General features: G+C 66.0%; 19 protein-coding genes and 7 pseudogenes. 10 read left to right on the top strand and 16 right to left on the bottom strand.

What is annotated here, in order from left to right:
• Window positions 1-51: 51 nt before the first annotated feature.
• From N0A20_RS07610 to N0A20_RS07590, 5 genes and pseudogenes are all read right to left on the bottom strand, one after another.
• Window positions 52-835 (bottom strand): annotated as a pseudogene (locus tag N0A20_RS07610) (ATP-dependent helicase); the annotation flags it as partial.
• Window positions 836-942: 107 nt separating this feature from the next.
• On the bottom strand, window positions 943-1146 hold the full coding sequence (locus N0A20_RS07605; RefSeq protein ID WP_260583272.1) for a hypothetical protein: 204 nt from the start codon (window positions 1144-1146) through the stop codon (window positions 943-945).
• Window positions 1147-1172: 26 nt separating this feature from the next.
• Window positions 1173-1316, bottom strand: a complete 144-nt coding sequence (locus tag N0A20_RS07600; RefSeq protein WP_260583271.1) for a hypothetical protein — start codon at window positions 1314-1316, stop codon at window positions 1173-1175.
• Between the two features lie 35 nt (window positions 1317-1351).
• A complete protein-coding gene (gene infA / locus N0A20_RS07595) occupies window positions 1352-1606 on the bottom strand; it encodes a translation initiation factor IF-1 (RefSeq protein ID WP_260583270.1) in 255 nt (84 codons plus the stop codon).
• Between the two features lie 2 nt (window positions 1607-1608).
• Window positions 1609-1815 (bottom strand): cold-shock protein, encoded by a 207-nt coding sequence (locus tag N0A20_RS07590; protein ID WP_260583269.1) that lies wholly within the window; start codon window positions 1813-1815, stop codon window positions 1609-1611.
• A gap of 398 nt (window positions 1816-2213) precedes the next feature.
• Here N0A20_RS07590 and N0A20_RS07585 point away from each other — a divergent pair.
• The 4 genes and pseudogenes from N0A20_RS07585 (at window position 2214) to N0A20_RS07570 (ending at window position 5746) form a co-directional block, all read left to right on the top strand.
• Window positions 2214-2971: pseudogene (locus N0A20_RS07585) on the top strand (IS5 family transposase).
• 270 nt (window positions 2972-3241) lie between these two features.
• Window positions 3242-4504, top strand: coding sequence for an MFS transporter (locus N0A20_RS07580; RefSeq protein ID WP_260583268.1), 1263 nt, complete (start codon window positions 3242-3244; stop codon window positions 4502-4504).
• A gap of 73 nt (window positions 4505-4577) precedes the next feature.
• Entirely contained in the window at window positions 4578-5648 is a 1071-nt protein-coding gene (locus N0A20_RS07575; RefSeq protein WP_260583267.1) for a pepsin/retropepsin-like aspartic protease family protein, read from the top strand.
• Window positions 5600-5746: a hypothetical protein gene (locus N0A20_RS07570; protein ID WP_260583266.1), complete on the top strand. Its 147-nt coding sequence runs from the start codon at window positions 5600-5602 to the stop codon at window positions 5744-5746. Before N0A20_RS07575 ends, N0A20_RS07570 begins: the two co-directional genes overlap by 49 nt.
• Here N0A20_RS07570 and rsmD read toward each other — a convergent pair.
• Both rsmD and N0A20_RS07560 read right to left on the bottom strand, forming a co-directional pair.
• Window positions 5743-6286 (bottom strand): annotated as a pseudogene (rsmD, locus tag N0A20_RS07565) (16S rRNA (guanine(966)-N(2))-methyltransferase RsmD). The gene N0A20_RS07570 and the pseudogene rsmD sit on opposite strands and share 4 nt — an antisense overlap.
• Window positions 6286-7206: a pseudouridine synthase gene (locus N0A20_RS07560; protein WP_260583265.1), complete on the bottom strand. Its 921-nt coding sequence runs from the start codon at window positions 7204-7206 to the stop codon at window positions 6286-6288. Before N0A20_RS07560 ends, rsmD begins: the two are co-directional and overlap by 1 nt.
• A gap of 91 nt (window positions 7207-7297) precedes the next feature.
• Between N0A20_RS07560 and N0A20_RS07555 the strand changes: the two genes are divergently transcribed.
• Both N0A20_RS07555 and N0A20_RS07550 read left to right on the top strand, forming a co-directional pair.
• Window positions 7298-7735, top strand: a complete 438-nt coding sequence (locus N0A20_RS07555) for a response regulator transcription factor (RefSeq protein ID WP_260583264.1) — start codon at window positions 7298-7300, stop codon at window positions 7733-7735.
• A 359-nt stretch (window positions 7736-8094) separates the two neighbouring features.
• Window positions 8095-9588 (top strand): MFS transporter, encoded by a 1494-nt coding sequence (locus N0A20_RS07550; RefSeq protein WP_409574745.1) that lies wholly within the window; start codon window positions 8095-8097, stop codon window positions 9586-9588.
• Window positions 9589-9774: 186 nt separating this feature from the next.
• Here N0A20_RS07550 and N0A20_RS07545 read toward each other — a convergent pair.
• The 9 genes and pseudogenes from N0A20_RS07545 to purB form a co-directional block, all read right to left on the bottom strand.
• Window positions 9775-11116 (bottom strand): annotated as a pseudogene (locus N0A20_RS07545) (bifunctional folylpolyglutamate synthase/dihydrofolate synthase).
• A gap of 150 nt (window positions 11117-11266) precedes the next feature.
• Window positions 11267-12119: pseudogene (gene accD, locus N0A20_RS07540) on the bottom strand (acetyl-CoA carboxylase, carboxyltransferase subunit beta).
• Window positions 12116-12904: a tryptophan synthase subunit alpha gene (gene trpA / locus N0A20_RS07535; protein WP_260583262.1), complete on the bottom strand. Its 789-nt coding sequence runs from the start codon at window positions 12902-12904 to the stop codon at window positions 12116-12118. Before trpA ends, accD begins: the two are co-directional and overlap by 4 nt.
• Window positions 12901-14112 carry a tryptophan synthase subunit beta gene (gene trpB / locus N0A20_RS07530; RefSeq protein ID WP_260583261.1) on the bottom strand — a complete coding sequence of 404 codons (1212 nt, stop codon included), beginning with the start codon at window positions 14110-14112 and terminating at the stop codon, window positions 12901-12903. The genes trpA and trpB overlap by 4 nt, the downstream gene beginning before the upstream one ends.
• On the bottom strand, window positions 14109-14354 hold the full coding sequence (locus N0A20_RS07525; RefSeq protein ID WP_260583260.1) for a hypothetical protein: 246 nt from the start codon (window positions 14352-14354) through the stop codon (window positions 14109-14111). Before N0A20_RS07525 ends, trpB begins: the two co-directional genes overlap by 4 nt.
• Before the next feature lie 19 nt (window positions 14355-14373).
• Window positions 14374-14739 carry a phosphoribosylanthranilate isomerase gene (locus N0A20_RS07520; RefSeq protein ID WP_260583259.1) on the bottom strand — a complete coding sequence of 122 codons (366 nt, stop codon included), beginning with the start codon at window positions 14737-14739 and terminating at the stop codon, window positions 14374-14376.
• Between the two features lie 131 nt (window positions 14740-14870).
• The gene (pyrF, locus tag N0A20_RS07515; RefSeq protein WP_260583258.1) at window positions 14871-15545 is read right to left on the bottom strand and encodes an orotidine-5'-phosphate decarboxylase; all 675 of its coding nucleotides are present in this window, start codon (window positions 15543-15545) and stop codon (window positions 14871-14873) included.
• 135 nt (window positions 15546-15680) lie between these two features.
• A complete protein-coding gene (locus N0A20_RS07510; RefSeq protein WP_260583257.1) occupies window positions 15681-15902 on the bottom strand; it encodes a LapA family protein in 222 nt (73 codons plus the stop codon).
• Window positions 15903-16117: 215 nt separating this feature from the next.
• A pseudogene (gene purB, locus N0A20_RS07505) lies at window positions 16118-17432 on the bottom strand (adenylosuccinate lyase).
• A gap of 196 nt (window positions 17433-17628) precedes the next feature.
• Here purB and N0A20_RS07500 point away from each other — a divergent pair.
• The 4 genes and pseudogenes from N0A20_RS07500 to N0A20_RS07485 all read left to right on the top strand — a co-directional run bounded on the left by N0A20_RS07500 (window position 17629) and on the right by N0A20_RS07485 (window position 19907).
• Window positions 17629-18111, top strand: a complete 483-nt coding sequence (locus tag N0A20_RS07500; RefSeq protein ID WP_260583256.1) for a calcium-binding protein — start codon at window positions 17629-17631, stop codon at window positions 18109-18111.
• A gap of 372 nt (window positions 18112-18483) precedes the next feature.
• A pseudogene (locus tag N0A20_RS07495) lies at window positions 18484-18830 on the top strand (AtpZ/AtpI family protein).
• A gap of 50 nt (window positions 18831-18880) precedes the next feature.
• Window positions 18881-19633 carry a F0F1 ATP synthase subunit A gene (locus tag N0A20_RS07490; RefSeq protein ID WP_260583862.1) on the top strand — a complete coding sequence of 251 codons (753 nt, stop codon included), beginning with the start codon at window positions 18881-18883 and terminating at the stop codon, window positions 19631-19633.
• Between the two features lie 43 nt (window positions 19634-19676).
• Window positions 19677-19907, top strand: coding sequence for a F0F1 ATP synthase subunit C (locus N0A20_RS07485; protein ID WP_037515205.1), 231 nt, complete (start codon window positions 19677-19679; stop codon window positions 19905-19907).
• Window positions 19908-19909 lie beyond the last annotated feature (2 nt).

The raw sequence follows: 19909 nt of genomic DNA, 5'->3' as shown, positions 1-19909 counted from the left end.
TTCGATCGGCCGGGTCGAGCCGTCCGCCATGGTGACCGGTGTTCCTTCGGCCAGACATTGGTCGTCGTCGCCGACGCAGCAGATATTCTTGCGCTGCTGCGCGAGCAGCCGCAGCCACAGATATTGGCTGGCATTGGTGTCCTGATATTCGTCGACCAATATATATTTGAAGCGTTGCTGATATTGTTCGAGCACGTCGCGGTGCGTCTTCAATATCACCAGCATATGCAGCAGCAGGTCGCCGAAATCGCAGGCATTCAGCGTCTTCAGCCGTGCCTGATACAGGGCGTAAAGATGCTGCCCCTTGCCGTCGGCATAGGCCTCCCTGTCCGCCGCATCGAGTTCGGCGGGGGTCAGCCCGCGGTTCTTCCACTTGTCGATCAGCCCCGCGAGCTGGCGCGCGGGCCAGCGTTTCTCGTCGAGTCCCTCGGCCTGAATCAGCTGCTTCAGCACGCGAAGCTGGTCGTCAGTATCGAGGATGGTGAAATTGCTCTGCAAGCCCACCAGTTCGGCATGGCGGCGCAGCATCCTGGCGGCGATGCTGTGAAAGGTGCCGAGCCACGGCATGCCCTCGACCGCGTCGCCGATCATCCGACCGATGCGCTCGCGCATCTCGCGCGCCGCCTTGTTGGTGAAGGTGACCGCCAGGATTTCGGACGGCCAGGCGCGCCGCGTCGCGATGATATGCGCGAGCCGCGCGGTCAGCGCCGCGGTCTTGCCTGTCCCCGCGCCCGCGAGCATCAGCACCGGTCCTTCGGTGGTCAGCACCGCCTGCCGCTGCGGCCCGTTGAGGCTCAGCGAGATAGGGCGGGTCCGAGGGATCGGGCCGGTTGATGTCGGGGGAAGAGGAGGGGCTGTTCACAGGCGAACGATTAGGGAACGGCGGGCGCGCTGTCCAGCGCGGCGCAAGCCAATCGCGCGCGCCCGAGCCGCGCGTGTCTCTTATTCTGGACCGGCGGCGTCGGCTTCCTTGCGCGCCGCCGCCTTGGCGCGGACCGCTTCGGTCAGGATGAGCTTGTCGGCCATCGATTGCCAGGCGGCCGCGGCACGCCGGTTGCGGTCGCGGACCTGCGGGAGATCGGACGCATCCGCCTCGCTGGAGCATTTTTCGGCTTGCAGCCGGTAGAAGTCGCTGGTGGCCGACACGGGCCGTCTCCCTTGGTTTGGCTTGATCAGTCGATCATGTCGGCGATCAGGCGGCGCAGCTCGCGCCGCGACAGCGTCGCACGGCGGCGCGTGGTCGGCGTCGCCGTCATCGCCTTGCCCGCCAGCGGAAGCGCCGACAGGGCAGGAAAAATATTGTTACTCTGAAACATGATATTCAATTTCTCTGTGTTTATGGTTTTTGGGATCAACGTCGCTGCCGTTGTCCGGTGACCGGGGCATTGCCGCGCTCGCGATAGACGAGACGGCCCTTGTCCAGGTCATAGGGGGTCATTTCGATCCGCACGGCATCGCCGACGACCGACCGGATGCGAAAGCGTCGCATCCGGCCGGCGGTATAGGCGATGATGCGGTGACCATTTTCCAGCACGACGCGAAAGCGCGCATCGGGCAGGATTTCATCGATCACACCATCGAAGGTCAGAACCTCTTCCTTGGCCAAGATCAGGCCGACTGGAGATTCACGGCCGAGGTCTTGCCCCGGTTGTCGGTTTCCAGTTCATAGGTGACGCGCTGGTCCTTGTTCAGGGTGGGCAGGCCCGAACGCTCGACGGCGCTGATGTGGACGAACGCGTCGCCCGAGCCATCCTCGTTCGAGATAAAGCCATAACCCTTGTCGGTGTTGAAGAATTTGACGGTGCCGGTCGGCATGGGGGTGTTTCCTTTCACGAAAACAGGGAACCCGCTGCGGCAAAAGCACCGGCGGAGCTGGTAGCGTGAGAAGGGAAGTGTCAGCCCCCGAAAGGGTATCGAATTTCCGTCGCAGGCGACGTTAGCAAGGACCCATATGGGCGATGCTTCGCGAAAAGTCAAGGATTTGGCGGATTTGCGAAGTGGGCGTGGATGGGAAACGGCGGATTCCGGGGGGAAGGGGACGTTTATCTCCCCTCCCTGCAAGGGAGGGGCTGGGGGTGGGTGGCCGCCGAAGGCGGCGCTCTTCCTCTTGCTCGCTGCGCTCGCTACCCACCCCTAGGCCGGATCGACATTCAGGATTCCCAAGAGGCTTGATTGCTGATTCATAGGGTTCCGCGACTGAGCGGAGGTTTGTGATGGGCGTGAAGCGTTATGAGTTGAGCGAGGTGCAATGGACGAGAATAGCCCCATTGCTGCCGGGCAAGACGAGTGATCCGGGGCGAAGCGGGTCGGATAACCGGTTGTTTGTAAACGGATGCTTGTGGGTTTTGCGCTCGGGAGCACATTGGCGCGACCTGCCTGAGCGCTACGGCAAATGGAAGACGGTGCATCGCCGTTTCAGCCGCTGGTGCCACACCGGTGTGTGGGAACGGGTGTTCGAGGCGCTGACGGCCGATCGGGAGAACAAATATCTGATGCTCGACAGCACCATCGTTCGCGCGCACCAACAAGCGGCGAGCGGAAAAGGGGGCCAAGGATCAGGCGCTGGGGCGTTCCCGAGGTGGACTGACCACCAAAATCCATATGCTGGCCGATGCGCTCGGACGGCCATTGCGTTTCATCGTCACTGCTAGGCCAGGTTGGCGACGTTACACAGGCACCAGCCCTGCTCGAAGGCCAGGAAGGCAAAGCCGTCCTCGCTGATAAAGCCTATGACAGCAATGCTGTACGTGCCATCATCGCCGAAATCGGGGCGGAAGCCGTGATCCCCTCAAATCGCACCCGCAAGATCGCCATCCCGCACGATGCCGCCGCCTACAAGCAGCGCAATCGCATCGAGCGATGCTTCAATCGCCTCAAACACTTCCGCCGCTTCGCAACCCGATATGACAGGCGAGCCATCCATTTCGCCGGCTTCGTATATCTCGCCGCCGCCATGATCTGGCTACGATGAATGTCGATCCGGCCTAGGCTGTATCGACATTCAGAAGATGGCGAGCCGAAAATGGTGGTTTTCCGTGACCCGGAGCGCAGCGCACTCCATGTGCGTGAGCACCGGAAGCGCGGAAAGCCGCCATTTGCAGGCCGCCAGGGCTGAATGTCGATACAGCCTAACCCCCTCCCTAAAAGGGAGGGGAATGTACCCGACACCGCTTCCCGCTTGCCCTCCACCCCGCTTCGCGTCCAAAGGCACCCCCGGCAAACCGGGGGAGAGCAACCCGCCATGGATCTGGCACCCTATCGCAAGCATCGGCGCATCCTGACCGCCAGCCTCGTCGGCACCGCGGTCGAATTCTATGATTTCTACATCTACGGCACCGCCGCCGCCCTGGTGTTCGGGCCGCTCTTCTTCCCGTCCGAATCGCCTTCGGCGCAATTGATGCTCAGCTTCATGAGCTTCGGCCTCGCTTTCTTCGCGCGGCCCGTCGGGGCGATCGTCTTCGGCCATTATGGCGACCGCATCGGGCGCAAGTCGACGCTCGTCGCCTCGCTGATGCTGATGGGCGTCTCGACCCTGCTGATCGCCTTCCTGCCCACCTATGAGATGGTCGGCTGGGTCGCGCCCTTGCTGCTCTGCATCCTGCGCTTCGGGCAGGGGTTCGGGCTCGGCGGCGAGTGGGGCGGGGCGGCTTTGCTTGCGGTCGAGAACGCCCCGCCGGGCTGGCGCGCGCGCTTCGGCATGGTGCCGCAGCTCGGCGCGCCGGTCGGCTTCATCGCCGCCAACGGCCTGTTCCTGCTGCTCGGGCTGTGGCTTTCCGACACCGAGTTCGCCGCCTGGGGCTGGCGCATCCCCTTCCTGCTCTCGGCGGTGCTCGTCGGGCTCGGCCTCTGGGTGCGGCTCAAGATCGGCGAGACCCCCGATTTCGCCGCCGCGCTCGAAGCCGACCGCCCCGTCGGCGTGCCGATCGGCGAACTGCTGGCGCGCCACCTGCTGCCGACGCTGGCGGGGACCTTCGCGGTCGTCGCCTGCTTCGCCATCTTCTATCTCTCGACCAGCTTCGCGCTGGCGCACGGCACGACCACGCTCGGCTATCCCAAGGAACATTTCCTGCTGATCCAGCTCGGCGCGATCCTGTTCATGGCGGCGGGCATCGTCTTCGCCGGCACCTGGAGCGACGCGGCGAGCCCGCAGAAGGTGCTGACCTGGGGCTGCGGCGCGACGGTCCTCGTCGGTTTCCTCTTCGGACCCGCGCTTGCTTCGCAAAGCTGGGGACTGATCTTCGCGGGTCTCGCGTCGGCGCTGTTCGTCATGGGCCTCGTCTACGGCCCGCTCGGCGCCTGGCTGACCGGGCTTTTCCCGGTCGAGGTCCGCTACACCGGCGCGTCGATGACCTTCAACGCCGGCGGCATCCTCGGCGGCGCCGCCGCGCCGATTGTCGCGCAGGCGCTCGGCGACTGGCGCGGCACCGAAGCGGTCGGGCTCTATCTGGCGCTGGCGGGCATCGTGAGCTGGCTCGGCCTGCTGATGGTGCGCCGGCGCGGCTGACGCACCGGATTGTCATTGCGGGGTCATGGGGAGCCGGTTAGGCTGGCGGTGTTCCCATCCCGAAAGCCGCGCCATGTCCTTGATCGACCGCCGTTCTCTCCTCGCCGCCGCCATCGCGGTACCGGGTCTTGCCGCACTTCCGCGCCTGGCCCATGCCGCCGGACCCGCGATGTTCGCGGCGCCGATCCGGCTGGAGGGCAATCGCGTCTGGCTCGACGTGTCGGTCGAGGGGTTGCCCGCCGAACCCTTCATCCTCGACACCGGCACGACCGAAAGCCTGATCTCCGACAGCTGGGCCAGTTCGGTCAAATTGCGCGAGCGCGGGGCCAGCGTGATCGGCGGCCTCGGCGGGGTCGAGCGCACGTCGGTGCTGCGCGTCAACAATGTCGTCATCGGCGGCACCTTCCGCATTCCCTATATGGAATTTCACGGCACCAAGTCGGTCGTCGATTCGCGCACGCGCGGACTGATTGGCGCGCCTTTGTTCACCGACATGGACAGCGATCTCGACTTCGTGGCGGGCCAGTGGCGCATCTATCCCGACGGGCGCGGCGAGCGGCCGGGCATGCACCTGGTCCCCGACAGCTATTTCACCCGGCGCGCCAGCTACGGGCTCGCGGCGCCGGTGCAGATCGGCGATTTTTCCGGGCGGTTCCTGCTCGACACCGGGGCGCCGCGCAACATCCTGCTCGACGGCAAGGCGGCGCGCGCGCTCGGCTGGTGGGACAGCGACCGGCCTTATGTCCCGGTGCGCGCCAGCGGCTTCGGGCAGGGCAGCCTCGCGACGCGCATGTTCCGCGCCGACAAGGTGCGCCTGCACAAATTCGCCTTCCCCGGCGCGCTGGTCACGCTGGCCGAGCCGGGGCCGCGCAACGGCAATTTCGCCGATATCGACGGGCTGGTCGGGCTGGAGATGATCCGCCATTTCCACCTGTCGACCGACCCCAAACGCAAGCAGCTATGGGTCGCGCCCAACGGGCTGAGCTTCGCTTCGACACCGAACGCTACGGCCTGTCGGGCCTGTGGTTCGGGCGAAAGGGCGAGCGCATCGTCGTCGAGGACGTCGGCAACGGCAGCCCTGCGAAGGAAGCTGGATTGGCGGTCGGCGACGTCATCGTCGGCACCGAATGGGACGCCGCGCTGAAACGGATCGGCGGTAAGCCGGGCAATGCGGTGGCCTTCGACTATGAACGCGGCGGCAAGCGCAGCCGCGCCGAGTTCAACCTGAAACCCTATCTCTAGGCGGGTCGCAGCAGAGTCAGCTTCGCCTTGCCGACCTTACGTTCGGCATCGATCTCGAAGCCCGCGACCGCGACCTTTTCCCTTTCGCCGGTTTCGATCGAAATCCAGCTGTCGGGCGCCACCCAGCCGAGCCGGTTCAGCTTGTCGAGCGCCACGCTCGCCGCGCCGGTGTCGTAAGGCGCATCGAACAGCAGCAGGTCGTAGGTGCGCGTCGCGGGGCCAAGGCTCAGCACCGACCCCGCGCGCACGTCGGCGCGCGCGGCGGCGCCCAGGGCCGCGAGATTCCGCTTCAGCGCGTCCAGCGCATCGCGGTCCTGCTCGCCGAACAGGCACTGCTCGGCCCCGCGCGACAGCGCCTCGATGCCGAGCGCGCCCGACCCCGCGAACAGGTCGGCGACAAACAGCCCCTCGAAACTCCCCAGCCGGCTTCGCCAGCATCGAGAACAAGGTCTCGCGCGTCCGGTCGGCGGTCGGCCGCGTCGCGTCATTCTCCGGCGCCAGCAGCTTGCGCCCGCGCCATTCGCCCGAAATCACCCGCATCAGCCGAGATGCCGCCGGAATTTGAACAGTTCGTCGCGCGGCACGACATCGGCCTCGCCCATGCCGAGCCCTTCGAGCGTGAACTGGCCGTAGCGCGTCCGGATCAACCGGCTGACCTGCAGCCCGAAATGTTCGAGCACGCGGCGCACTTCGCGGTTCTTGCCCTCGGTCAGCGTCATTTCGACCCACTGGTTGCGCCCGGTGCGGCGTTCCAGATTGGCGATGATCCTGCCATAACGGACGCCGTCGATCTCGATCCCCATCGCCAGCTCCTCGAGCTGCGCCTGGCTGATGTCGCCGAAGGCGCGTGCGCGATAGGTACGCTCGACCCTGCTCGCGGGCAGTTCGAGCTGGCGCTTGAACTCGCCGTCGTTGGTCAGCAGCAGCAGCCCCTCGGTATTATAGTCGAGCCGACCGACCGGCATCACGCGCGGCAGTCCCTTGGGCAGCATGTCGTAGATCGTCTTGCGCCCCTTGGGATCGCGCGCCGCGGTCAGGCAGCCCGCGGGCTTGTGAAAGCGGTAGAGGCGCGTCGACACCGGCTTGGCGACGGGATTGCCGTCGACGGTCAGCCCGTCGAGCGAGGCGAGCAAAGGCGCGGGCTGGGCGATGACCGCGCCGTTCAGCGCGATGCGTCCTTCCTCGATCATGCGCTCGACATCGCGGCGCGACCCGACCCCGGCGCGCGCCAGCAGCTTGGATATGCGCTGCGGCCCGTCCTCGCGCTCGGCTTCGGCGGGCGCCTTGCGGGACGGGGCGGCGGCACGCGCGGCGCGGCGGCCGCGCGGCGCGGCGCGCCCGTCGTCGGCGGGACGCGCACCAGGCGCGCCGGAACGGGGAGGACGGGGGGCTTCATGGGAACGATTGTGGCTTTCTTGTCGTTTTTCGGGCCAGAAGTGTTGCCCTGTGACCACGCTCATAGCCGGAAATGCACCGCTTCGTCGATGGCAAGCATATGCCCGCTTGCACGACGGAAAGGTCAGAGTCATGTCGCCGTTGAAAGGAGTAGTCATGCTGTTCGCATCGCGTCCGTCGTGCATCAAGCGGCTGCTGGTCATCGAGGATGACCCGCTGGTCGCGTTCGACAATGAGCGGACGCTGAAACACAGCGGCTACACCGTCGTCGCCTCGGTCGATCTGGGCGAGGCGGCGGTCGCGCTGATGGCGACCGAGGCGATCGACGCGCTGGTGCTCGATCTCGGCCTCGCGGGCGACATGACGGGCCGCGAAGTCGCGCGGCTGGCGCGCGACCGCGGTATCGCGGTGCTGCTGGTCACCGGCCAATGCCCCGAGGATGCCGACGAGATCGCGCTTGCCTGTCTGAACAAGCCCCACAGCGCCTCGGCGCTGGTCGCGGCGCTGAAGGCGCTGGAGGCGATGAGCTGCCGGAACGAGGCGCCGCGCAAGGTGACCGGCCTGACGACCTATTGGCGGCCCGAGGCGGCGTAGGCGCTGCTGCCAAATTTCTGCGAATGCGAATGGCTCGTTTCGGGCGGTAGCGGTCGCAAGCGATCCTCCCCGGTACGGGGAGGGGGACCAGCGAAGCTGGTGGAGGGGCACAGGCGGTTTGCCTTGCCGGTTAGGTCGTGCCGTGCGGCTCGGTTCACTGGAAAGGAATCTTCCCTGGCTCGGCGCGGCGTACACCTCCTGTGCCCCTCCACCACCCTTCGGGTGGTCCCCCTCCCCCGTTGGGGGAGGATCGGCAACCTCCGCTCCCCACCCCGATCCCCCCACTCACCCCAGCGCGATCCCGCAATCGTGCACTCCTCCAAATAGCCGCTTCCAATTTGACCCCGAAGCTTTAGGCCATGGCATCGAAGGGGACGCAGCTGCGCGAACGGGTGCGCCGGGAGGAGCACCACGTGCAGCCGACGACGACGACACCGCCAAATCAAGGATGGTGGGCCAGCGTGCGACCCTATACGGAGCGCGCGCCGCTCGCGGCTTTCCTGCTCGGCGTGTCGTCGGGCTTCCCCTATGCGATGATCGGCGCAACGCTGACGACGCGCCTGTCGCAGGACGGGTTCGAGAAATCCTCGATCACCGCCTTTTCGCTGGCCTTCCTCGTCTATAATTTCAAGCCGCTATGGGCCTGGGTCGTCGATGCCGCGCGCCTGCCGCTCCTTGGGCGGCTGGGGCAGCGGGTGTCGTGGATGCTTCTGACCGCGGCGCTGGTGATGCTTGCGGTATTCAATCTGGCATTGGTGGATCCGCAGCATGTCGGCCAGTCTCCGATAGGTCAGCTGATGCAGTGGTTCGGCCTGGGTCGCGAGGGCGAATTGGCGGCGCTGTTCGAAATGGCGGTGGGCGCCGTGCTGGTCGGATTTGCCGGGGCGACGTTCGATGTCGTGATCGATGCCTATCGCATCGAGATATTGAAACCGGAGCAACTCGGCGTCGGTTCGGGCATGTCGCAATATGGCTGGCGTATCGGGTCAGCGGGCGCGGGCGGTATCGCGCTGTTCATGGCCGCGCGCCAGGGGTGGGAGGCCGCCTATATCGCCTGCGCCTTGCTCGCCCTTCCGGCGGTGATCGCGGTCTTCTGGGTCGGCGAGCCCGAACGGCATCGCGCGGCGGTGACACGCGAGGGCTTACCGGGAGTCCTTGCGGGCATCGTCGGCCCCTTTACCGAATTTTTCAGCCGTCATGGCGCGTGGCTCGTCCTTGCTTTCATTCTTCTCCACAAGATCGGCGACACGCTGAGCCAACTGACGCTCCGGTTGCTGCTCGACGATTTGGGGTTCAGCAATGACGAGATCGCCATCTATGACGTTGGCATCGGTTTCTGGGCCTATCTGATCGGCATTTTCATCGGCGGCGTGATGTATGCCCGCTGGGGCATGAAGCGGTCGGTGATGATCAGCCTGATCCTGATGGCGGTCAGCAATTTCAGCTTTGCGTTGCTCGCGGCATCGGGACACAGCAATTGGGGTCTGGCGGGTGCGATCGGGTTCGAAAATATCGCGAGCGGTATCGGCGGCGTCGTTGTCGTCGCCTATTTCTCGGCCCTGTGTGATCTGCGCTTCACGGCGGCGCACTATGCGCTGATCAGCTCGGCGGCGAGCATCGTCGGGCGCTTCCTGACCGGTACGACGGCGGGCGCGATGATGGAATCGTTCGGCAATGTGAACTTCTACCTCTTCACCGTTGTAGCCGCCCTGCCGGGGATTTTCCTGTTCTGGTGGATGATGCGCAGCGGACTGGTCGATCTGTCGGTGGGCACCAGCTTGCAAGGTTCAGGGAGATGGCGGCGCAGCGGCAGCATCGGCAGCGCCGCCGAAATCGCCCTGAAAGCCGCCTAGCGTGGTCCTCTGGCTTTTCGTCGCCATCGCGCTGCAGTGCGCCGTTGAACAGCGGGATTCCAAATCAAGTCCGCGTTTATACCCTTGCGCCAAGAACCGATCCGTTTCCCGGCGAAAGCCGGGGAACAGCTACTTGCCCGAAAGGGGCAACGGCACGCGACAAAGGAGCGTTTCCCAAATCCGCTCCTAAACCGGCACCTCGCCGTTCCGCTCCAGCACCACCCCCGCGAGATAGAGCGAACCGCAGATCAGCACATCGCCCCGCGCGCGGTGCACCGCGATATGGCGCAGCGCGTCCTCGACATCGGCGCAGGGCTGCGCGTCGATGACGCCGAGCTCGCGCTGAACCCAGTGGCACAGATCCTTCGGATCGTGATGCTCGTGCCCCGGAATCGGCACCGCCTGAAACGACGCGATGCGGCTGGCAAAGGGCCGCAGGAACCCAATCGCATCCTTGTTGCGCAGCAGGCCGCAGACGATATGCAGCGGCGCTTCGTCCGCCAGCGCCCGCGCGAGCGCGGCGCCCGCGTCGGGATTGTGTCCGCCGTCCAGCCAAACCGTGGCTCCGGCGGGTAGAAGCCGAGTCAGCGGGCCATCGCCAAGCTTCTGCATCCGCCCCGGCCATAAAGCCGCGGCGACGCCTTCCACCACCTCGGTCTCGCTCGGGCGCGGATGCGGCGCAATGGACAGCATCGCGATGGCGAGCCCCGCGTTGCGCTGCTGGTGCGCGCTAGGCCATCCGCGTCGTCAGCACCGGCCCGATCGAACCGAGGGCCGATGTCCAGTGGAAGCCGTCGCCAGCACGTTCGACCTTCCAGTCGCGCCCTTCGGAAAAGAGCGTTCCGCCCACCGCCCCGGCGCGTTCGCCGATGATCCGCATCAGGGGTTCGGGATAGCTTAGTGTCGCGAGCGCCGCGCCCGCCTTGAAGATGCCCGCCTTCTCCCAGGCGATGCGGACGGCGGGATCGTCTGGCGTCCCCGGCTCGGGCGCCAGCAGGAAGGCTTCATGGTCGATGCCGAGCGAGGCGATGCCGCACACTGCGGGGGCGGGGATGATGTTGGTGGCGTCGAGCCGCCCGCCCAGCCCCACCTCGACGATACAATCGTCGGCCGGGGTGCGTGCGAAGGCGAGGAAGGCGGCGGCGGTGGTGACCTCGAAGAAGCTCGCCTGGAGGTCGTGCGTGACGTCGAGCACCTCTTCGAGCAGCGCGGCGAGGTGGGCGTCGTTGATCAGCGTTCCGGCGAGGCGGATGCGTTCGTTGAAGCGGACGAGGTGCGGGCTGGTGTAGGCATGCACCCGTCGCCCCTGCGCCTCGAGGATCGCGCGCAGATAGGCGCAGGTCGATCCCTTGCCGTTGGTCCCCGCGACATGGAAGGTGCGCGGAAGATTATCCTGCGGATTGCCGAGCCGCGCGCAAAGCTCCGCGATGCGTTCGAGTCCCAATATGTCCCGGCCCGGCGACAGCGCGGCGAGGCGGTCGAGCTGGGCCTGGACGGCGGGATCGGAGCTATGGGCGTGGTCGGGCATGAAGAGACCTTAAAGCCCCTCCCCTTCAGGGGAGGGGTTGGGGTGGGGCCAGGCGGCCTCGCGCAAGGTCTCTTGCCCCACCCGCTGCGACTAGGCAGCAAGCTGCCAAGTCTCGCTGCCCTCCCCTGAAGGGGAGGGTGAATAGAAGGCTTAGGCCGCCTTCTCGGGCACCAGATAGCCGATCAGTCGCCCCAGCGTCGCGGGCAGCTCTTTCCGGTGCACCACCATGTCGATCATCCCGTGGTCGAGCAGATATTCGGCGCGCTGGAAGCCTTCGGGCAATTTCTCGCGGATCGTATTCTCGATCACGCGCTGGTCGAGCGAAGCCGATCAGCGCCTTGGGCTCGCTGATCTGCACGTCGCCGAGCATCGCATAGCTGGCGGTGACCCCGCCCGTCGTCGGGTCGGTGAGCAGCACGATATAGGGCAGCCCCGCGCGGCGCAGGCGCGCGAGCGCGACCGTCGCGCGCGGCATCTGCATCAGCGACAGCGTGCCTTCCTGCATCCGCGCGCCGCCCGCGGCGGTGACCGCGATATAGGGGCAGCCGCGCCGGATGGCTTCCTCGACCCCGGCGACGAAGGCTTCGCCGACCGCGACGCCCATCGACCCGCCCATGAAGGCGAAATCCTGCACGCCGACGACCGTCGGATGACCGCCGATGCGGCCAAAGCCGTTCTGATAGGCGTCGCGGTCGCCGGTCGCCGCGCGCGCGGCCTTGATGCGATCGACATATTTCTTGGTATCGCGGAACTTCAGTGGGTCCTCGGGCGCGGCGGGCGACGACAGCACCTCGTGCAGCCCGCCGTCGAACAATTGCGCGAACCGCTCGCTCGCGCCGATGCGGTCGTGATGGTCGCAGCGCGGGCAGACATTGAGGTTGTCCTGCCATTCCTTGACGAACACCATCTGCTGGCATTCGCGGCACTTGTGCCAGAGGTTGTCGGCGGTGTCGCGCTTGGCCGAAAAGGGCAGGGCGTTGCGAACGCGGTCGAGCCAGCTCATGCGGCGATCTCCTTTGCGCGGTGGATAGCATCGGCGAGGGTGCGGGTGAAGGCTTCGAGGTGCGGCGCGGCCCCGTCGCCATGCGCGGCGATGATGTCGACGAAGGCCGACCCGACGACGACGCCATCGGCGGTCTTGGCGATCTCGGCGGCCTGTTCCGGGGTGCGCACGCCGAAACCGACCGCGACGGGCAGGTCGGTGGCGGCCTTGAGGCGTGCCACGGCCTCCTCGATGCTCGCCTGCGCGGCCTGCTGCAGCCCGGTGATCCCGGCGACCGACACATAATAAAGGAAGCCGCCCGCGCCATCGAGTACCGCAGGCAGGCGCGCCGGATCGGTGGTCGGCGTGGCGAGGCGGATCAGGTCGACGCCCGCCGCGCGCAGGCTCGGCCCGAGTTCGGCATCCTCCTCCGACGGGATATCGACGCAGATCACGCCATCGACCCCCGCCTTCGCGCATTCGGCCGCGAACCAGTCGGCGCCGCGCGCGGTCATCGGATTGGCATAACCCATCAGCACCAGTGGCACATCGGGATGGCGATGCCGGAATGCGGCGGCCATCGCGAAGATATCGCCGGTGGTCGTGCCCTTGGCGAGGCTGCGCAAATTCGCCGCCTGGATCGCAGGGCCATCGGCCATCGGATCGGTAAAGGGCATGCCCAGCTCGATCACGTCGGCCCCGCCCGCGACGAGCGCGTCGAGGTTCGCGGCAGTGTCGCCATCGCCTGCGGTGATGAAGGCGATGAGGGCGGGGCCTTTTGCAAAGGCCGAAGCGAAGCGAGTCACAGCTTCACCCCCAGCGCATCCGCCACCGTGAAAATATCCTTGTCTCCCCGCCCCGAGCAGTTGACGATGATGATCTTGTCCTTGCCCAGCGTCGGTGCGATGCGTTCCGCCGCTGCGATGGCATGCGCCGACTCCAGCGCCGGGATGATCCCCTCCAGCTTGGTCAGCTTCTGGAAGCTCGCCAGCGCTTCGGCATCGGTCACCGGTTCGTAGCGCACGCGCCCGATGTCGTGCAGCCAGCTATGCTCGGGCCCGATCCCCGGATAATCGAGCCCCGCCGAGATGCTGTGCGCCTCGGTGATCTGGCCGTCCTCGTCCTGGAGCAGATAGGTCTTGTTGCCGTGCAGGATGCCCGGCCGGCCGCCCGCGAGGCTCGCCGCGTGCTTGCCGTCGAGCCCTTCGCCCGCCGCCTCGACGCCGACGATCTCGACCCCCGTGTCGTCCAGAAACGGATGAAACAGCCCGATCGCGTTCGATCCGCCGCCGACCGGCGCGATCAGCATGTCGGGCAGACGCCCTTCGGCTTCGAGAATCTGCGCCTTCGCCTCGTCGCCGATCACCGACTGGAAATCGCGCACCAGCTCGGGATAGGGGTGCGGCCCGGCAACCGTGCCGATGATGTAGAAAGTGTCGTGGACGTTCGCGACCCAGTGGCGCAGCGCCTCGTTCATCGCGTCCTTCAGCGTCTTCGCGCCGCTTTCGACCGCGACCACCTCCGCGCCCAGCAATTTCATGCGGAACACATTGGGTTGCTGCCGCGCGACGTCGACCGCGCCCATGAAGATGGTGCAGGGCAGGCCGAACAGCGCCGCGACGGTCGCGGTCGCGACGCCGTGCTGGCCCGCGCCGGTCTCGGCGATGATCCTGGTCTTGCCCATCCGCTTCGCGAGCAGGATCTGGCCGATGCAGTTGTTGATCTTGTGTGCGCCGGTATGGTTGAGGTCTTCGCGCTTGAGGTAAATCTTGGCCCCGCCCAGATGGTCGGTGAGGCGCTGGGCGAGCCACAGCGGGCTTGGGCGCCCGACATAATTTTTCAGCAGGTCGTCGAACTCGGCCCGAAATGCGTTGTCGACCTGCGCGGCGCGATATTCGCGTTCGAGGTCTAGGATCAGCGGCATCAGCGTCTCGGCGACATAGCGGCCGCCGAACGCGCCGAAATGTCCCTGCTCGTCGGGGCCGGTGCGAAGGCTGTTGGGTAAGTCGGTCATCGGCCCGCCGCTTTAAGGAAAGCGGCGATCTTGTCCACATCCTTGACACCCGGCGCACTTTCGACGCCCGACGAAACATCAACCAGCGGCGCCCCCGTCGCGGCGATCGCCTGCGCGACATTGGCGGCGGTCAGGCCGCCCGCGATGCCCCAGTCGATGCGATGCCGGTGCCCGAACAGCAGCGACCAGTCGAAGCGCGTGCCCGTGCCCCCCGGCATCGCCTGCGCGGGCGCATCGAACAACAGTCGGTCGACGATGCCCTCATATTGCAGCGACCGCGTCAGCGTGCCGGCTGTCCTTCAGCCCGACCGCCTTCCACGCCTCCGTCTTTGTATTCTGCTTCACCGCGTTGATCCATTCGGGCGTCTCATTGCCGTGGAACTGCATGATGTCGGGCCGCACCGCGCTCCACGCCGCCCCGGTGACCTGCGGCCCGGCGTTGACGAGCAACAGCGCGACCCTGACGCGCTCGCCCGCATGTTTCCGCAATTCGGCCGCGGTCTTGAGGTCGATGTAACGCGGGCTCGGCTCATAATGGTTGAGCCCGATGTGGGTCGCGCCGTGGCGGATGGCGGCATCCACCTCCGCGATGGTCTTGAGGCCGCAGATTTTGACGAGAGGGGGCATGGCAATCCCAGGGAAAAGGCCGCTGTGCTCCCGCGAAGGCGGGAGCCCATCATCTGCCGGTGCGATCTGGAACCGATCGGAGATGGGTCCCCGCCTTCGCGGGGACACGGGCTTATGTCAACGAGCGAGGCTTAAAGCGTCGCCTCGATCTCACGCGCGGCGAGGTCGGGGTCCTGCGACTGGCTGATCGGGCGTCCTACCACCAGGATCGAGGCGCCGTCGCCCATTGCCTGCGCTGGGGTGACGATGCGCTTCTGGTCGCCGGCATGGCCGTTCGCGGGGCGGACGCCGGGAACGACGAAGAAGCCGCCGGGCCACGCCTTGCGCGCCGCCTTCACCTCCTGACCCGAACAGACGATGCCGTCGAGCCCGGCCTCGCGTGCCAGCGACGTCAGGCGGACGACCTGGTCGTGCGCCGTGCCCCCGACGCCGATGTCTTCGAGGTCCGGGGCATCGAGGCTGGTCAGCACCGTCACCGCGACGACCTTGGTGTTCAGCCCCGCCGCCGCCTTCGCTTCCTCCAGCATTGCCCGCCCGCCCGCGGCGTGGACGGTCAGGATCGCGGGTTCCAGCGGGCGCAGCGCCTGGATCGCCTTGGCGACGGTGTTCGGAATGTCGTGAAGCTTCAGGTCGAGAAAGATCGGCAGGCCGACCTTCGCCATCTCGTGCACCCCGTGATGGCCGTTGGCGCAGAAGAATTCGAGCCCCAGCTTCAGCCCGCCGACATGGTGGCGCACTTTTTGCGCCAGCGTCTGCGCGGCGTCGAGATGGGTGGTGTCGATGGCGAGATAGAGCGGAGAGGTCATGGTTTGTCCGTCGGGAAGAGGTCGGTCGGGGTGGGCGGAGGAGGAATGTCGTTGACCGGCGCCGGTTCCGCTGCGGCGGTGGGCGCCTCGGCGGGCCGGTTTGCCATCGCGCGCAGGTCCGCGAGCTGGCGCTCGCTATGGTCGAGCTGAGCGCTTCAGCGACCAGCGCGCGGCGCGCAGCGCCAGCCAGGTGGGCAGGAAACCGATCAGGAAGGCAACGAGGATCAGGACGGGCAGCTTGGTGTCGAGCACTTGGCCCGGCCAGATGGTGACCGTGACGGGAATCCAGTTCGCCATCGCGAAGATCACCAATACCGCGGTCAGCAACACCCAGATGATCGTCCGGACAATTCCCATGCGGCTTGCTCCTTATCATTGGCGACGTGGACGGAGCCTAGGCGAGTTTGGCGCGCGTTTCCAGAGGGGGCGCCCAGAAAGCCCCTCCCCTTCAGGGGAGGGGTTGGGGTGGGGTCATCGGCCTTGCGCAAGGTTTCGGGCCCCCACCCGCTGCGGCTAGGCAGCAAGCTGCCAAGTCTCGCTGCCCTCCCCTGAAGGAGAGGGCTTGGGTTTGTTTACGCCCCGAACACCCGCTCAAAGATCGTGTCGACATGCTTGAGGTGATAGCCCAGGTCGAACAATGCCGTCAGTTCCTCCGCCGACAGCTTCGCCGTCACCTCGGCATCGCCCTTGAGCAGATCGAGCAGCGACAGTGCGCCGTCCGATTCCCACACCTTCATCGCGTTACGCTGGACGAGGACATAGCTTTCCTCGCGGCTCGCCCCCGCCTGCGTCAGCGCCAGCAGCACGCGCTGCGAATGCACGAGCCCGCCCATGCGGTCGAGATTCTTCTGCATCCGCTCGGGATAGACGAGCAATTTGTCGATCACGCCGGTCAGCTAGGCCCAGGGCGAAATCCAGCGTGATCGTCGCGTCTGGGCCGATGAAGCGTTCGACCGACGAGTGGCTGATGTCGCGTTCGTGCCACAGCGCGACATTCTCCATCGCCGGGATCGCGGCGCTTCGCACCACGCGGGCGAGGCCGGTCAGATTCTCGGTCAGCACCGGGTTGCGCTTGTGCGGCATCGCCGACGAGCCCTTCTGCCCCGGCGAGAAATATTCCTCCGCCTCCAGCACTTCGGTGCGCTGCAAATGGCGGACCTCGACCGACAGCCGTTCGATCGACGAGGCGATGACGCCGAGCGTCGCAAAGAACATCGCATGGCGGTCGCGCGGAATCACCTGTGTCGAGACGGGTTCGATCGACAGGCCCAGCTTGGCAGCGACATGCGCCTCGACGCGCGGGTCAATGTTGGCGAAGGTGCCGACCGCGCCTGAAATGGCGCAGGTCGCGATTTCGGCGCGCGCCGCGAGCAGCCGCGTCTTGCAGCGCGAAAATTCGGCATAGGCCTCGGCCATCTTCAGCCCGAACGTCACCGGCTCGGCGTGAATGCCGTGGCTGCGCCCGATCGTCGGCGTCAGCTTGTACTCATAGGCGCGCTTCCTGATCGCCGCGAGCAGCGCGTCGAGATCGGCGAGCAAGATATCGGCCGCCTGCGCGAGTTGCACCGCAAGGCAGGTGTCGAGCACGTCGCTTGACGTCATCCCCTGATGCATGAAGCGCGCCTGTTCGCCGACATTCTCGGCGACCCAGGTCAGGAAGGCGATGACGTCATGCTTGGTCACCGCCTCGATCGCGTCGATCGCGGCCACGTCGATCGCGGGGTTCGTCGCCCACCAGGCCCACAGCGCTTTGGCGGCTTCTTTGGGCACCACGCCCAGCTCGGCGAGCGCGTCGGTCGCATGCGCCTCGATCTCGAACCAGATGCGGAAGCGGTTTTCCGCCGACCAGATCGCTGTCATCTCGGGCCGGGCGTAACGCGGAACCATGGTTTTTCCTTCCTTCAGGATCGCTTGATCGCGGAAATTTCGCGGAATCGGGACGGGCCGCGCCCTAGCAGGGACGAACCGCGGCGCCAATCGTCACCACGATGCAACTTCCGCTTTTCGGGGTCAGTTGATCCTGTGCCCCTTCAGGAACCGGCGGCGCGCAAGGCGAAGCGTCGCTATGAACAGGAGAATTATCATGTTGAAGACCATGCTTTTGATCGGCGCCGCGGCGATGAGTTTCCCGGCGCTCGCGCAGGAGGCGCCCGTCGATACGGCGGTGCCGCCGGCAAGCCAGCCGTCCGAACCGGTGAGCGAAACCGCGCCGCCGACTCCCGACACCGAACCCGCGCCACCGGTGACCGAGCCGGCCCCGGCCCCGGGCGAAACCGCCACCACGGAGTCGGCGCTCGCCGAGGGAACCCCGGCGAGCGCGAGTCAGGTCGCGCAGATCATCGATCGGGAATTTCCCGCCTATGACGCCGATTCGAGCGCCGAGCTCAGCGAAGTCGAATTCGCCGGCTGGATGAAGAAGCTGCGCGCGGCGAGCGAGCCGACCGTCGATGTCGAATCGGCCGAGGTCCAGACCTGGATCGGCCAGGCCTGGAGCGCCGCGGACGCCGACAAGAACGGGACCGTGAGCAAAGAAGAGCTGACCGCCTTCCTGTCGAAAGGCGCGTAAGCGTCCCTGACTGGGTGGTGAAGCCGTCGGAGCGATCCGGCGGCTTCATCGCGTCCGGTGGTCAGCCGAACGCCTGATTCGGACGGCACGCGATGCGTGTCGTTTCGCCGCGCGCGATAGGTGTTCGCGGGGCAGAGCAGGGGCGGCGAACCACTCAAGGGCCAAGGTCGGCGGGTTGGGCAATGCCATGTGCCCTTGCGCGACCGCAATCCGGGCTAGGCCCCGCCCGCTTTTGTGCATCCGCGCACAAGCATTGACTTACGGGGGCGTCATTCCTAAACGGGCCGCGCCTTAGGGGTCCCCCGATTTTTCGGGCCTTTTTTCGCAGGCGGAACCGGGGATTTCCCGTTCTGTTTCAGGAGGATGGCAAGAATGACGGGGAACGGCAGCGATCCGGTACCAGCATCGGAGGATTCGCGCCTGGTCTCGCTCGAAGAGCGATTGGACCAGGCCGAAGCCGCAGAAGCTGAACGGACCGCAGCGAACGCCGGGCCGGAAGCCGACGCCAACTACAAGCTCGGCAACCGCGTTCTGGCGGAGTTGCTGGGTGGCATGGGTGGCGGCGCCCTGGTCGGTTGGACGATCGATCATTTTGCCTAGGCACCGCGCCCTGGGGCCTGTTGGTGGTGCTGTTCCTCGGAATAGCCGTCGCCTTCAGGAACATATTTCGGATTGCGAACATCCGGCCCGTGAAGCTTGATGAAGCTGGGCCGGAATGACGGAAATTTAGGCGAGGTATCGCGTGGCGGATCAAGGCAAAGTGGACCCGATGCACCAGTTCGAGGTGCAGAAGATGTTCGACATGTTCCATGTCGGCGGTCATGAGGTCGCCTTCACCACCAGCGCACTGTGGATGATCGTCGCTGGCGTGCTTCTGTGGGTGTTCATGATCGGCGGGATGAAGCGTCAGCTCGTTCCCGGGCGCTGGCAGGTCGCCGTCGAAGGCTTCACAGGCTTCATCTCCAGCATGATGAACGCGAATATCGGTCCCGAAGGCCGTAAATATACGCCTTATGTCTTCTCGCTCTTCATGTTCATCCTGATGCTCAACATCCTTGGCCTTGCGCCGTTCGGGCTGTTCGGCGTCCATCCCTTCACCGTGACCAGCCACTTCGCCATCACCGGTTTCCTGGCGATCCTCAGCTTCTCGATCGTGCTGATCGTCGGTTTCTGGCGCCACGGCCTGCATTTCTTCTCGCTCTTCGTCCCGCACGGCACGCCCTGGTGGCTGCTGTGGCTGATCCCCGCGATCGAACTGGTGTCGTTCATGGTTCGCCCGTTCAGCCTCGCGCTGCGACTCTTCGTCGCGATGACCGCGGGCCACGTGCTGATGAAGGTGTTCGCTTCCTTCATCATCGACGGCCTCGCCGCCGGCCCGGCGATCGGCCTCGGCGTCGGCATCCCCAGCATGGCGCTGATGGTCGGCATCAGCGGTCTCGAACTGCTGGTCGCGGGCATCCAGGCCTACGTCTTCGCATTGCTCACGTCGCTCTATCTGAACGACGCAATCAATCTTCACTGATCAATCAACCGTTTAATCGACGTTTTTCCCAAGGAGTTATACAATGGACGTTCAAGCAGCTTCGCTCATCGGCGCCGGTCTCGCCGCCATCGGCGCCGGTATGGCCGCCATCGGTGTGGGCAATGTGTTCGGCAGCTTCCTCGAAAGCGCGCTGCGCAACCCCGCGGCCGCCGACGGCCAGCAGGGCCGCCTGTTCATCGGCTTCGCGGCCGCCGAGCTTCTCGGTCTGCTGTCGTTCCTGATCGCGATCCTGCTGTACCTCAAGGCAGCCTGATG

It is taken from the genome of Sphingopyxis sp. PET50 (genome assembly GCF_025244705.1).
GTDB lineage: Bacteria > Pseudomonadota > Alphaproteobacteria > Sphingomonadales > Sphingomonadaceae > Sphingopyxis.
The sequence above is the reverse complement of the archived record's forward strand: the minus strand, read 5'-3'. Positions and strand labels throughout refer to the sequence as shown.

What these genes read in the sequence shown, in the direction of transcription:
- N0A20_RS07600 (WP_260583271.1), bottom strand. Translation starts at nt 1,316, where the DNA reads ATGTTTCAGAGTAACAATATTTTTCCTGCCCTGTCGGCGCTTCCGCTG.
- N0A20_RS07590 (WP_260583269.1), bottom strand. Translation starts at nt 1,815, where the DNA reads ATGCCGACCGGCACCGTCAAATTCTTCAACACCGACAAGGGTTATGGC.
- N0A20_RS07580 (WP_260583268.1), top strand. Translation starts at nt 3,242, where the DNA reads ATGGATCTGGCACCCTATCGCAAGCATCGGCGCATCCTGACCGCCAGC.
- N0A20_RS07575 (WP_260583267.1), top strand. Translation starts at nt 4,578, where the DNA reads ATGTCCTTGATCGACCGCCGTTCTCTCCTCGCCGCCGCCATCGCGGTA.
- N0A20_RS07560 (WP_260583265.1), bottom strand. Translation starts at nt 7,206, where the DNA reads ATGAGCGTGGTCACAGGGCAACACTTCTGGCCCGAAAAACGACAAGAA.
- N0A20_RS07555 (WP_260583264.1), top strand. Translation starts at nt 7,298, where the DNA reads ATGCTGTTCGCATCGCGTCCGTCGTGCATCAAGCGGCTGCTGGTCATC.
- N0A20_RS07550 (WP_409574745.1), top strand. Translation starts at nt 8,095, where the DNA reads ATGGCATCGAAGGGGACGCAGCTGCGCGAACGGGTGCGCCGGGAGGAG.
- trpB (WP_260583261.1), bottom strand. Translation starts at nt 14,112, where the DNA reads ATGACCGACTTACCCAACAGCCTTCGCACCGGCCCCGACGAGCAGGGA.
- N0A20_RS07520 (WP_260583259.1), bottom strand. Translation starts at nt 14,739, where the DNA reads ATGCCCCCTCTCGTCAAAATCTGCGGCCTCAAGACCATCGCGGAGGTG.
- pyrF (WP_260583258.1), bottom strand. Translation starts at nt 15,545, where the DNA reads ATGACCTCTCCGCTCTATCTCGCCATCGACACCACCCATCTCGACGCC.
- N0A20_RS07510 (WP_260583257.1), bottom strand. Translation starts at nt 15,902, where the DNA reads ATGGGAATTGTCCGGACGATCATCTGGGTGTTGCTGACCGCGGTATTG.
- N0A20_RS07500 (WP_260583256.1), top strand. Translation starts at nt 17,629, where the DNA reads ATGTTGAAGACCATGCTTTTGATCGGCGCCGCGGCGATGAGTTTCCCG.
- N0A20_RS07490 (WP_260583862.1), top strand. Translation starts at nt 18,881, where the DNA reads ATGCACCAGTTCGAGGTGCAGAAGATGTTCGACATGTTCCATGTCGGC.
- N0A20_RS07485 (WP_037515205.1), top strand. Translation starts at nt 19,677, where the DNA reads ATGGACGTTCAAGCAGCTTCGCTCATCGGCGCCGGTCTCGCCGCCATC.